The organism is Mycobacterium pseudokansasii (assembly GCF_900566075.1).
In the GTDB taxonomy this organism is placed as follows: domain Bacteria; phylum Actinomycetota; class Actinomycetes; order Mycobacteriales; family Mycobacteriaceae; genus Mycobacterium; species Mycobacterium pseudokansasii.
This window is the reverse complement of record NZ_UPHU01000001.1, coordinates 3,739,857-3,752,139: the sequence shown is the minus strand read 5'-3', so window position 1 is coordinate 3,752,139 and position 12,283 is coordinate 3,739,857. Positions and strand designations below refer to the sequence as shown.

13 protein-coding genes are annotated in these 12,283 nt (G+C 65.8%); 5 read left to right on the top strand and 8 right to left on the bottom strand.

From position 1 onward, the window contains the following. Positions 1-2 precede the first annotated feature (2 nt). Both EET10_RS16970 and EET10_RS16965 read left to right on the top strand, forming a co-directional pair. The gene (locus tag EET10_RS16970; RefSeq protein ID WP_036402904.1) at positions 3-638 is read left to right on the top strand and encodes a PaaI family thioesterase; all 636 of its coding nucleotides are present in this window, start codon (positions 3-5) and stop codon (positions 636-638) included. Beyond that, the gene (locus EET10_RS16965) at positions 635-1,495 is read left to right on the top strand and encodes a TIGR03619 family F420-dependent LLM class oxidoreductase (RefSeq protein ID WP_036402717.1); all 861 of its coding nucleotides are present in this window, start codon (positions 635-637) and stop codon (positions 1,493-1,495) included. Before EET10_RS16970 ends, EET10_RS16965 begins: the two co-directional genes overlap by 4 nt. Positions 1,496-1,831: 336 nt before the next feature. Here EET10_RS16965 and glnA read toward each other — a convergent pair whose 3' ends face one another. After that, complete coding sequence (gene glnA / locus EET10_RS16960) at positions 1,832-3,268, bottom strand: type I glutamate--ammonia ligase (RefSeq protein WP_036402719.1); 1,437 nt, start codon at positions 3,266-3,268, stop codon at positions 1,832-1,834. 240 nt (positions 3,269-3,508) lie between these two features. Here glnA and EET10_RS16950 point away from each other — a divergent pair, with 240 nt between their 5' ends. Beyond that, entirely contained in the window at positions 3,509-3,928 is a 420-nt protein-coding gene (locus EET10_RS16950) for an RDD family protein (protein ID WP_036402724.1), read from the top strand. Positions 3,929-4,049: 121 nt separating this feature from the next. Here EET10_RS16950 and EET10_RS16945 read toward each other — a convergent pair whose 3' ends face one another. Genes EET10_RS16945 through lipB form a run of 3 tightly spaced genes read right to left on the bottom strand, consistent with a single transcriptional unit; the run spans position 4,050 to position 6,548 of the window. Further along, on the bottom strand, positions 4,050-4,802 hold the full coding sequence (locus EET10_RS16945) for a DUF4191 domain-containing protein (RefSeq protein WP_036402727.1): 753 nt from the start codon (positions 4,800-4,802) through the stop codon (positions 4,050-4,052). A 26-nt stretch (positions 4,803-4,828) separates the two neighbouring features. Continuing rightward, the gene (gene lipA / locus EET10_RS16940) at positions 4,829-5,764 is read right to left on the bottom strand and encodes a lipoyl synthase (RefSeq protein ID WP_036402730.1); all 936 of its coding nucleotides are present in this window, start codon (positions 5,762-5,764) and stop codon (positions 4,829-4,831) included. 10 nt (positions 5,765-5,774) lie between these two features. Next, complete coding sequence (gene lipB, locus EET10_RS16935) at positions 5,775-6,548, bottom strand: lipoyl(octanoyl) transferase LipB (RefSeq protein WP_081260358.1); 774 nt, start codon at positions 6,546-6,548, stop codon at positions 5,775-5,777. 116 nt (positions 6,549-6,664) lie between these two features. Between lipB and EET10_RS16930 the strand changes: the two genes are divergently transcribed. Both EET10_RS16930 and EET10_RS16925 read left to right on the top strand, forming a co-directional pair. Next, positions 6,665-7,045 carry a DUF1622 domain-containing protein gene (locus EET10_RS16930; RefSeq protein ID WP_051490494.1) on the top strand — a complete coding sequence of 127 codons (381 nt, stop codon included), beginning with the start codon at positions 6,665-6,667 and terminating at the stop codon, positions 7,043-7,045. 101 nt (positions 7,046-7,146) lie between these two features. Next, positions 7,147-8,235 carry an LLM class flavin-dependent oxidoreductase gene (locus EET10_RS16925; RefSeq protein WP_122502337.1) on the top strand — a complete coding sequence of 363 codons (1,089 nt, stop codon included), beginning with the start codon at positions 7,147-7,149 and terminating at the stop codon, positions 8,233-8,235. Positions 8,236-8,272: 37 nt separating this feature from the next. Here EET10_RS16925 and EET10_RS16920 read toward each other — a convergent pair whose 3' ends face one another. From EET10_RS16920 to EET10_RS16905, 4 genes are read right to left on the bottom strand one after another with little or no spacing between them, the layout of a single operon-like run. Beyond that, positions 8,273-9,949, bottom strand: coding sequence for an acetolactate synthase large subunit (locus tag EET10_RS16920; protein ID WP_122502336.1), 1,677 nt, complete (start codon positions 9,947-9,949; stop codon positions 8,273-8,275). Continuing rightward, positions 9,949-10,608 (bottom strand): RraA family protein, encoded by a 660-nt coding sequence (locus EET10_RS16915; protein WP_036402911.1) that lies wholly within the window; start codon positions 10,606-10,608, stop codon positions 9,949-9,951. Before EET10_RS16915 ends, EET10_RS16920 begins: the two co-directional genes overlap by 1 nt. Positions 10,609-10,629: 21 nt before the next feature. Further along, positions 10,630-11,484, bottom strand: a complete 855-nt coding sequence (locus EET10_RS16910; RefSeq protein WP_122502335.1) for a hypothetical protein — start codon at positions 11,482-11,484, stop codon at positions 10,630-10,632. Between the two features lie 33 nt (positions 11,485-11,517). Then, positions 11,518-12,270: a flavodoxin family protein gene (locus tag EET10_RS16905; RefSeq protein ID WP_036402914.1), complete on the bottom strand. Its 753-nt coding sequence runs from the start codon at positions 12,268-12,270 to the stop codon at positions 11,518-11,520. Positions 12,271-12,283 lie beyond the last annotated feature (13 nt).

Below are 12,283 nucleotides of genomic sequence, written 5' to 3'. Positions count from 1 at the left end.
AGTTGGACGCCACGTTCGAGGTGTTGAGCGAAGCCGAGCACAATCGCGTCACCGCGACGTATGCGCCGCTGGCCGCGGCGGTTCGCGACCTCATCGACGCCACCATCCGGACCGAGGCCGACGACGACGTCATCCTTCAGGCGCGCACCGCGATCGAAGCGGTGACGCGGTCATTGCGCAGTCAACGAACCCGCCCCTCGGGCATCAGTTACCGGGTCGACGGGCGCCCCGTCCCATTGGGCAACGCCGCAGTGGGCCAATGTAACCCGATCGCCCCGCCGCTGGTTGTCCACCATGACCCGGATGCCCGGGACGGGCGCTGCTTCAGCGAGTTCGTGCTGGGCACGGCCTACGAGGGGCCGCCTGGGCTGGCGCATGGCGGTGTGTCCGCCCTGGTGCTGGACCACATGCTGGGCGAGGCGGCCAGCCGGGGGCTGACCCAGCCGCTGTTCACCGGCACCATCACGGTGAAGTACCTGCGCGGCACACCGCTCGGGCCGGTTCGTTCCGAAGCCTGGATCGACCGCACGGCGGGGATCAAAACCTTTGCGCGCGGCTTCATTTCGGACAAGGCGGGAGTCACCGTGGAGGCCGAAGGCATCTTCATCAAGCCGGCGTGGGCGCGAGAAGGCGAATGAAGTTCTATATCAGCAGCGCCTTCCTGCAGACCGCGGAGATCGTCGAGATCGCCAAGGCCGCCGACGATCTGGGCTACGACGGCATCGGTATCCCGGACCACGTCGTCAACCTGGAAACCCTGACCACCCCGTACCCCTACACCAAAGACGGACAGCGGCGCTGGCCACCGTTCACCGACTGGCCCGATCCCTGGGTACTCGTCGGTGCGCTCGCGCAGGTCACACGACGGCTGAAGTTCGTCACCACGGTGTACATTCCCGCCATGCGGAACCCCTACGCGGCGGCCAAAGCCATTGGCACCGCAGCATTCTTGGCTTCGGGCCGGGTGGAGCTGGGCATCGGGGTGGGCTGGTGCGAAGAGGAGTTCACCCTGATGGGCGAGCAGTTCGCGGCCCGCGGCAAACGCACCGACGAAATGCTGGAGTTGATGCGGGAGCTGTGGAAGCCGGGCTGGACGGAATTCGACGGCCGGTTCTACCGGACTCCGCGGCTGGAAATGCAGCCGACGCCGCCGCCGATACCGGTGTATGCCGGCGGGCTCAGTGACATCGCGTTGCGCCGTGCGGCCCGCTATGACGGCTGGATCGGGGACCTGATCAAGACCGACCGCGCGATCGAAGCGGCCGGCCGGCTACGCGAGTTGCGCGTCGAAAATGGCCTGCCGCTACACGATTTCACCATCCTGACGCCACTCACCGATGCTTTTGCCGCCGCCGACTATCGGCGGGCCGAGGAGGCGGGCATCACCGGGATCCTCACCATGCCGTGGATGTTTTACGCCGGGCCGGATGCCGGTCTGGCGGAAAAGGTGGACGCCATGCGGCGTTTCCGCAAAGACCTGGCATTGGACGGCTAAGACCGGCTAAGGTGGCGCTGCCATCTGCCACATTGCCGTCTCGACGGGGCGGTACCCGGTTTGCCCGGCTTGCAGCGACAAGCATAGGAGCGTGACTCTCAGCGCGGCGCCGACAACGCGAGGCGTTGCCGTACGGCGCGCCAGGCATGACTGCGGCGTTGCCGCACAATCGGTTTGGCGTCGTGACGCACTGCGCGACACCTAACCAGCTGCGATGTCACGCCGAAAACCCGTGCACTGGCTTATGTTTCGGCGCGAGGCGCGAATACAGACAGCCCGCTTGGCGATCGATGAGATGATCGCCAAGCGGGCTGCTGTACCCGGGGCTAAACGTCTCTAAACGTCGTAATACAGCGCGAACTCGTATGGGTGCGGCCGGACGTTGACCGGCTCGATCTCGTTCTCGCGCTTGAAGCTGATCCACGTTTCGATCAGGTCAGGCGTGAAAACGCCGCCCTCGGTGAGGTATTCGTGGTCAGCCTCCAGCCGGTCGATCACCGCGGACAGCTGGGTGGGCGCCTGCGGGATGTTCGCGGCCTCCTCCGGCGGCAGTTCGTAGAGGTCTTTGTCCACCGGAGCCTGCGGCTCGATCTTGTTTCTGATGCCATCCAGGCCCGCCATCAGCATGGCCGAGAACGCCAGATAGGGGTTGCCGGATGAGTCGGGGCAACGGAACTCCAGCCGCTTGGCCTTCGGGTTGCTGCCCGTGATGGGAATACGGACGCATGCACTCCGATTCCGCTGGCTGTACACCAGGTTGATCGGGGCCTCGTAACCGGGAACCAGCCGCTTGTAGGAGTTCACCGTCGGGTTGGTGAACGCCAGCAGCGACGGTGCATGGTGCAGCAGACCGCCGATGTAGTGGCGCGCGGTGTCCGACAGACCGGCGTACCCGGTCTCGTCGTACATCAGCGGGCTGCCGTCCTTCCACAGCGACTGGTGGGTGTGCATGCCGGAACCGTTGTCACCGAACAGCGGCTTGGGCATGAACGTGACTGTCTTGCCCGCCTGCCACGCGGTGTTCTTGACGATGTACTTGTACAGCTGCAAGTCGTCGGCGGCGTGCAGCAGCGTGTTGAACCTGTAGTTGATCTCGGCCTGCCCGCCGGTGCCCACCTCGTGATGGCCCTTCTCCAGGCTGAAGCCGGCGTTGATCAGATTGCGCAGCATCGTGTCGCGCAGGTCGACGTAGTGGTCGACCGGCGCCACCGGGAAGTAGCCGCCCTTCGGGCGGACCTTGTAGCCGCGGTTGGGGCTGCCGTCGGCCTCGTTGGGTGCGCCGGTGTTCCACCACCCTGCGATCGCGTCCACTTCGTAGAAGGAGCCATTGGTGCGCGAATCGAAGCTCACCGAGTCGAAGATGTAGAACTCGGCCTCGGCACCGAAATAGGCGGTGTCGGCGATGCCGGTGCTGATCAAGTAGTTCTCGGCCTTGCGGGCGACGTTGCGGGGGTCGCGCGAATACGGCTCGAGGGTGAACGGGTCGTGCACGAAGAAGTTGAGGTTCAGCGTCTTGGCCGCCCGGAACGCGTCGATGCGCGCCGTTACCGGGTCGGGTAGCAGCAGCATGTCTGATTCGTGAATCGACTGGAACCCGCGGATCGACGAGCCGTCGAAAGCCAAGCCGTCTTCGAACACGCTCTCGTCGAAGAACGAAACCGGAATTGTGAAGTGCTGCATGGTGCCGGGCAGGTCACAAAACCGGACGTCGACAAACTCGACGCCCTCGTCCTTGACAATTTTGAAGACGTCGTCGGGCGTCTTATCCGTCACAGAGTGCTCCTTTACTAGGTGATTCGCGGCCGACGGTATGGAGGTGTTGTTGCCCGCCAGTCAACCCCGTGTTGCGCAGACGTTACGTGACCATACGCCCGCCAACAGTCCGCGGTTGGTGGCCGGGTCCTATTGTGGGGCCATGGCCCGCAAGATCGTAACCGGTCAACCGATCGGGTTGTCCGGTCCGTCCCGCGGCCGGCCCGGTGTGATGCGGAGCCAGCCGATCGGACCGGGCCGATGACGGCGGAATCTACCGGATATCCCGGCAAGACGCGCGGTTTTCCGCGGACCGGGCCGGGTTCGCTGGCGCCGATGGGGCGCCGGCTCGGCGCGCTGTGCATCGACTGGCTGGTGGCTTACGGACTGGCCCTGCTGGGCCTGGGTGTCGGCGCCTGGTCCCAGGCCATGCTGTCGTCGATGGTGCTGGTCATCTGGCTGCTGCTGGGTGTCATTGCGGTGCGCCTGTTCGGATTTACCCCGGGCCAGTTGCTACTGGGTCTGGTGGTCGTGACGGTGGATGGCCGGCTGCCCGTGGGGGTCGGCCGGTTGGTGGCGCGGGGCCTGCTGATCGCGCTGGTGATCCCACCGCTGTTCACCGACTCGGACGGACGGGGGTTGCACGACCGGCTGACCGGCACGGCCGTGGTGCGGCGCTGACAGTTGAGTTGCGGGTTTCCTCCTCGTGCGGCCTCGTGTGGCCTCGTGCGGCCGCGCCGTACGCATCGTCGCCGCGCTGATAACGCCCGGGTGTTCTGGGGCTACTTGCCGCTGTGTGCGGCTATTTGCGGCGCACGGTGCGCTGGACGCCGCGCACCTTGCCGGCGTTGGGTAACGGGCCCTTCGGCAGGGCGCCGGTACCGGCGCGGGAACCCAGGGCGGCCAGACGCGATTCCAGGGTGTCCATCTGCTTGACGGTGATGTTGGCCGGAAGTTTGGTGAGGTGGCGGTCCAACTTGGCCAGCGGCACCTCGCCGTCGCCGTTGCCGATGACGATGTCGTAGATCGGCACATCGCCGACCAGGCGAGCGGTGCGCTTCTTCTCTTGGGCCAGCAGTGGTTTGACGCGGCCCGCCGATCCCTCGCCGACCAGGATGACACCCGGCCGGCCGATCACCCGATGCACCGCGTCAAAGTGTCCGGTGGTGGCCACCCCCGGGGTGACCCGCCACTTGCCCCGCAGGTTGTCCAGCACCCAGGCCGCGGCGCCGGTTTGACCTTCGGCTTGCCGGTAGATGCTGCGCTGGGCGCGGCGGCCAAAGATGATGAACGCCACCAGCGCGCCCAGCAGCACGCCGAAGATGATCAGCGTGATCATGGTCAAGCCGCCGGCCCACACCCCGACGCCCACCGAGACGCCGACGATCAGCACGAACGCGCCGATCATGTACGGCAGCAGGCGCTTGTCCTCTTTGCGCTGGATGTTGAACGCCTGCCACAGCTGAGTGCGGCGCTGCCGGGCGGCGGCCTTGCGGGCAGCACTCGCCGCGGCTTTGGCGGCCTTGTTCTCAGCGGCGTTTCGGGGTTTTGCCATAGTCCTCAAGGATACGTACGCTGCGGCTAACCGGAGTCCGAGGTTGGCGAGCGCCGGGCCTGCCGGTAGAGGCGGCCCGCCCGGTACGACGAACGCACCAACGGCCCGGACAGCACCCCGGCGAAGCCCAGCCCCTCGGCGTACTGCGCGTACTCGACGAACTCGTCGGGCTTGACCCACCGCTCGACCGGGTGGTGGCGCGGCGACGGTCGCAGATATTGGGTGATGGTGACGATGTCGCAACCGGCGCCATGCAGATCGGCCAGGGCGGCGCGCACCTCGTCGGGGGTTTCACCCAGACCGAGGATGAGGTTGCTCTTGGTCACCAGGCCGGCGTCGCGGGCCGCGGTGAGCACATCCAGGCTGCGCCGGTAGGTGAACGCGGGCCGGATCCGCTTGAAGATGCGGGGCACCGTTTCGACATTGTGCGCCAACACCTCCGGGCATGACTCGAAGACCTCCGCTAGCCGGCTGGGCTCGCCGTTGAAGTCGGGGATCAACAGTTCGACGCCGGTGTGCGGATTGAGCTCCTTGATCGCCCGCACGGTTTGCGCATACAGCCAGGCACCGCCGTCGGGCAGGTCGTCGCGGGCCACCCCGGTGACGGTGGCGTAGCGCAGTCCCATCGTGTGCACGCTCTCGGCGACCCGTCGCGGCTCGTCACGATCCAGGGTGGCGGGCTTACCGGTGTCGATCTGGCAGAAGTCGCAACGGCGGGTGCACTGGTCGCCGCCGATCAGGAAGGTGGCTTCCCGGTCCTCCCAGCATTCGAAGATGTTGGGGCAGCCGGCCTCTTCGCAGACGGTGTGTAGGCCTTCGCGCCGGACCAGGCTTTTCAGCTCGGTGTATTCCGGGCCCATGCGCGCCCGGATCCGGATCCACGGCGGTTTGCGTTCGATCGGGGTTTGCGCGTTGCGCACCTCCAGGCGCAGCAGGCGCCGGCCCTCGGGTGCGACAGTCACATCGCTGATGCTACGCGTGCGCCGGCAGGCTCCGCCCGGCCACGATGCCTGTGGGGGTACCGCCCGGTTGCGGGGGAGTGGGGGTGTCATCTGCCTGCGGGGGCACGTGGTCACTGACCGGCAGGACGCCATCCAGGGCGTCGCACACCGCGTCGGCGACGGCGGAGCGGACCTCGGCCACAGTCACCCTGCGTCCCAACTCGACGGACAGCGACGTGACCCCGGCGTCGCTGATTCCGCAGGGCACGATGGCGGTGAACGCACCCAGGTCGCAGTCACAGTTGAGCGCGAACCCGTGCAGCGTCGTCGCGCGCGACACCCGCACGCCGATGGCGGCGACCTTGCGTGCCGGGCGTCCCGCGGCGGCCGGCAGCCATACCCCGGACCGGCCGTCCACCCGGATGGTCTGCAGGCCCAGGTCGCCGCACACCTTGATCAGCGATTCCTCAAGGCGCCGAACGTAATTCACCACATCCAGCGGTTCGGCCAGGCCGATGACCGGGTAGCCGACCAGCTGCCCTGGGCCGTGCCAGGTGATCTTGCCGCCGCGGTCGGTGTCGATGACGGGGGTGCCGTCGGTGTCGTTCATGGGCCGTTCGTGCGGTTCGGTGCGGCGCCCCGCGGTGTAGACGGCCGGGTGCTCCAGCAGCAGCAGCGTGTCCGGTCCGCCGGCGACCCGGATGTCGGCGAGCTTGCGCTGCAACTGCCAGGCGTCGTGGTAGTCGATGGTGCCAAGCTGACGGACGTCGATCTCGGCCCCGCTCGACCGGGTTGAACCAGCCACGGTAACGAGGCTACCCGAGACCACCGCAGCGGGATCGTGCTCGCGCTGAGGCGACGCGAGCGGAACCGCCGGTTGGATGCCGGGAAAAAGCGCTGTGCCGAGCTAATGTGCGTGCAATGAGCTTCATCGAAACCGTTGTCCGCGTGGGCATGGCGATCGACGGCCTGGGCGTCGCGGTGATCATCATCGGCGCTGTGGGCGCTATCGTGCTGTTCCTGTGCCGAGCGCCGCGCAACGCCGCCCAGGCCTACCGAGAGTTTCGCGTACAGCTCGGGCGCTCCATCCTGGTCGGCTTGGAGCTTCTGGTGGCCGGTGACATCATCAAGACGATTGCCCTGAAACCCAACGCACAAAGTGTCGCCGCCCTGGCCGGCATCGTTGCCATTCGGACCTTCTTGAGCTTCTCGCTCACTGTGGAAATGACCGGACGGTGGCCCTGGCAGCAGAACAAGACGACGGACTCGGCCACGCCAGGCGAGCTCGCCGCGGAGGCTTAGTTATAGTTAGTTAGCCTTATTAGCTTAGTCAGCCGGCCCGTTCGAGCCCAAAAACCTCCGTTACCCCGCAACTGCGCATCCGTCGGCGTATTAGTGAAGCGATGAAAGTCGGATTGCTGGTGGCGCCGATGCACCCGTTCGAGTCGTACCGGGCGATGATCGGCCTCGCCGAGGACGCCAACGCCGACTCCGCGTGGATCCCCGACCATCTGCTCGGGTGCGCGCATCCCGCGCTGTGGCCCGACATGGCTTTGGCGTCGCTGTCGCCGGACGCAGACGCATGGTATGACCCGTTCGCCTGTATCGCGGTGATCGGCCGGGAATCGAATCTTTCGATGGGGGTGTGCGTCACCGACCCGATCCGCCGCCGGGCAGCCGATGTCGCACGGACGACGCTGACCTTACATCAGTTGTGCCGCAATGGATTCAGCTTGGGTGTGGGGGCGGGAGAGGCCGAGAACCTGGTGCCGTTCGGCTACGATTTCTCGGCTCCGGTAACCGAACTGGAGACGTTTCTGGGCGAGCTGCGGGCACTGCTGGATCGCGGCATGACGGCGTCGGGGTCATGCGGCCGGATCGGTCTGCCGTTGCGGCGCGACGGCCTGGGCTCACCGAAGGTATGGGTGGCCGGTCACGGTCCGCGCATGTTGCGGCTCACCGGCGAGTACGGCGATGGCTGGGTTCCGGCGTGGCCGATGAGCCCGTCGAGCTACGGCGACAGACGCGACGCGGTGGCTAAGTACGCCGCTCGGGCCGGGCGGGCGATGCCGGAGTGTGCGTTGCACGTCGCGGTGATCGTCGGTGAGTCCCGGGACTATGTCGCTGAACTCATGGAACGCGATCCTCTCGGTAAACTCGGCGCATTGATGTGCTCGGCTGAGCTGTGGAGCAAGCATGGACTCAGCCATCCGGCCGGTGACCGATGCCGCGGACTGGTGGACCTGATCTATCACGACCTCGATCCGGAACTGCTTCGCGACATTGCCCCGACCATCCCGTTCGAGCTCGTCGAGGAGTTCATGTTCGTCGGGAACGCCACCGAAATCGCGGCTAGGGTCAGTGGCTACGTCGACAACGGCCTGGAACACGTCATCGTGGGCAACGCCACCGGAACCGTCGGCGGGATCGACGAGATCAACGCCAACGCAGGGCAATTGCTGACCTTGGTGGCCGCTCTTCGTGAGCTGTAGGCGCCTCCGCCGTCCCGGCGAGGCAGCTGGCTGGCGCCTACCGCCCGCCGCCGGCCAGCAGCTGGTGGCAGTCGACCGAGCGCATCTCCATCATCAGCGCCATGTTCTGCTGCGGGTCCACCGGCGCATCGATGACGTGCACTCCGCCTGCCGCTGCGGCCTGGTCGAGGATCGCGCGGAACTTGGCGGGATCGTCGAGGCGATGGCCGGTGGCTCCGTAGCCGTGGGCATACGCGACAAAATCCGGGTTGCCGAAGTCCACGCCGTACCGTTGGTAGCCGTCGAGCATTTGCTTCTGAGCGATCATGGCCAGGCTGGCGTCGTTGAACACCACGACGATCAGATCCAGCCCGAGGCGGACGGCGGTTTCCAGGTCCTGGTTGTTCATCGCGAATCCGCCGTCGCCGGTGAGCACCACGACCTTACGTTCGGGGTGAACGAGTTTGGCCGCGATGGCCGCCGGCAGGCTGATCCCCATGGAGCCCAGCGCATGATCGATCAGCATCGTGTTGGGTTGGCGGGCATTGAAGTTGCGTGTGGCCCACATCATGTGGATGCCGTTGTCGAGCGAGAGGATGTCCTCGTCGGCCATGAACTCGCGCAGGGTGGCGATGAGATATCCCTGCTTGGCGGGCGGCGAGGCGTCGGCGGCTGAGCGTTTGATGCTGTCCTGCATGGCTTTTCCGAGACGGCGGAAGCCGTCGTGATCCCACGCCGGATTAGGGGTGAGTTGCGCGGTCAGGCGACGCAGCGCGTCCGCCATGTCGCCGACCACCTGTGCCTGCGGGAAATAAGAGTTGTCGCCTTGGGCGGCAAAGGGATTGAGGTGGATGACGGTGCGCCCGTCATCGGGCGCCATGAACAGGGTCGGCTTCTCCATGACGTCATGACCGACGTTGAGGAGAACGTCGGCCGCCTGGATGGCGCAGTTCGGGTAATCGCCGGGCATGATCGAACAGCCGAGGTAGTTCGGGTCGTCCTCGTTGGCCACGCCCTTGCCCATCATGGTCGCCACGAAGGGGATTTGGGTCTGGGCGATCAACTCCCGCACCGCCGCCGCGACCGCCGGCCGGTTGGCGCGGGTGCCGCCGCCCACCATGATCAGCGGCCGGCTCGCGTTCTGGATCAGCTGCGCTGCGGTGTCGATGCTGTCCTGCGTCGCCACCGGAATGTCGCTGTGCCGGCACGAAACCAGCGGCCCGAGTTCGGTCTCGCGTGCCACGTCTTCGGGCAGTTCCAGATGCGCGGGCCCCTGACGTTCGCCCAATGCCGACATCATCGCCTGTCGCAGCAGCGATCCGGCCATCTGTCCGGACGGGATCTTGGCCGCGAACTTGGTGATGGGACGCAGCACATCGACCACGTCGACCAGTTGGTATTGCCCCATGCGGTTGTCGCGCGCCGCTTTTTGGCCGGTGATGACCAGCATCGGCATGGCCGCCAGATACGCGTGGGCGACCGGGGTGGTCAGGTTCATCGCGCCCGCGCCCAGAGTCGACATGGCAACGGCGAGCCTGCCGGTCAGGCGACCGAAGGCCGCGGCCGCGAAACCCGCGGCCTGTTCGTGGCGGAACAGGACGAACTTGATCCGCCCGTCCTTGCGGAGCGCCTCCAGGAAGTGCAGGTTCTCATCGCCTGGAATGCCGAAAACATACTCGACGCCTTCGGCCACCAGCGCCTCGACAATCTGCTCGCTGGTATTCGACGGCGGCATCAGAGCTCACCGCTGCCGTGGCGCAGCACCGCTTCCGGATCCTCGGATTTCAGGCCCTCCTTCAGCTGGTCCATTTTCTGCATCACCTGGCGCGCCTTGGTCAGCATCGCCTCGGCCTCGGCACCGGGGATGACCACGGCCGTCGACCCCTTGGCGAAGATCACGTCGCCGGGCACCACGGTGACCCCGCCGACCGCCACCGGAACATCGGCCAGATAGGGCTGAACCTCGTTGCCGCCGGCGCGCACCGTCTCGCCGTGGCAGTACGTCGCGAAGTTGTAGGTGTTCAGTTCCTCGAAGTCGCGCAGCATTCCGTCGGCGAGAATGCCTGCCATGCCGAGGTTTTGCACCCGGCTGAGCTTGGTGCCACCCCCAAGCGACGTGTGCTGGTACCCGTTGGACGCCATCACCAGGACAGCACCCTTGGCCTCGTGTTCGGCGACGGCACGGTAGATGGCCGGCCCGAGGCTGTGCTTCTGCGGATCCATCAGGTCCTTGCGCACCGGCAGAAAGGAGATGGTCACCGCCGGGCCGACGAGGACCCGATCCGGGTCGGGGCTGTGCAGTTCGATGATGTGCGCACGATGTTGATACGTCATCATCATCGCGTCGACGACGTCGGCGACGCCGAGACCAGCTACCAGTTCCCTGAGTTGCATGACTTCGTCCAATCCCTTCTGTTAGCGCTCATTGTCGGTCTCACAAGGCAGCAAGCGAAGTAGCAGACTCACCACCGGGAGCATCCGTGCCATCGCGTTCGGCACCAGGTTCTCCAATGAATCCCTGATGGCCGTAGCGGTTTCGGCGTCGGGTAGGCCGGTGTTCCCCAGCGCGCCGCTGACTGCGTGCCCGCGTCGTCTGCCGTCGGCAAGCACCGCGTCGACGGCGCCCAGCAGCGAGCCGTTGTCGTGCAGGGGTTGCAATGCGGTGTAGTAGAGCACCAGCATGCCCGGCCAATGAGCAAGGTTTCGGGGCAGGCTGACCTGTAGGTTTCGCGCGGGGCCGCGGGCTCCGATCAGATTCACAATGCGCACCATTTCCGCGACATGCGGCGGCATCTCGTCCAGGCTCATCAACAGCGCACATGCGGCCGGCGGTGGCCGGCGGGGGGGCTGCTGAATCCACGGGCACGCGGGCGGGGTCAGGCCGTGCAGCCGGGCCCGGACGGCGCAGAACCCCACCAGGTTGAGCGGATTGCCGGTGTCATACCCGGAAAGTGTTGTGCGGATGACATTTTGGTCATCGGCTCCGATTCCGACGGATTGCAGCGCGGCAGCGCTGAGTTGCGGTACCGGCGGCAACTCTTGCCCCTGGCGCAGCGCGTCGGCTTCCCAGTACACCGCGCCGTTGGCGTAAAGGGGTTTCATGGTTTCCCACGTCCAGCGCAACGCACCGGGGATCGAGGCGAGATTACGCCAGATCAGGTTGACAAAGGTCATCCCGAGCGTTTGGCGGATGTCGGCATAGAGGTCCGTGATTTCCCCGGTGGCCGCGGCCTCGCTGATACTGGGAACCGGATCTCCGGATGACCGCATGACGATGGCTTTCAGGCTGAATCCATCGCCGGCTCAGTCTGGCATGTTTGCGCGCATATGCTCGATCGCGAGCTTCATGGCCGCTTCCTTGACTTTGTTGCGCGCCATCATCTTTGCGTTGTGTTTGGCGATGCTGATGGTGTAGGGGTTCTCCCGCAACAGCTTTGCCGCAAAGAGCAGGTTGAGCGCGGTCAGCTCGGCGTTGCGGCGCACGTACGGCGACAACTCGCCGCCGGCCTCGATGTAGCTGGCTCCGGGTCCGGCGTCGCCGACCCAATACACATCGGTATTGGGCGGGACTGTCGCGCCGAAGTGCAGGAGGTTGGCGAAAGTGTTGGCCACGCAATCATGGCTGCCGTCCTCGTTTCCGGTGACCACGATGCCCGCCACCGACCCGTACAGCGGGAACTGTCCGGTCCGCTCGCACATTACCGTCTTGGTGGTGCCGTCGAGCCGTTCGATCACCCGCTGGATCACCGATGACCGCACGCCCATCCAGATCGGCATTGCGGGCACGATGATGTTGCAGCGCTTGACTTTTTCCAGGATCGCCGGCCACTCGTCCCCGTCGCCCTCGTCGTTCATCACCCCGGGCTTCACGTTGTAGTCGACGACCCGGACGATTTCGGTTTCGATGTCGGGCTCGTGAGCGCGCAGACGCTCGATCAGCAGATTGCACAGCGCCTCGGTATTCGATACCTCCGGCGCATTTTTCAGGGTGCAGTTCAGAAAGAGCGCGTAAAGCGGCCCTTCCTTTTTCAGGTCGTGGAATACCGACGTCGCCACGCGTTTCTCCATT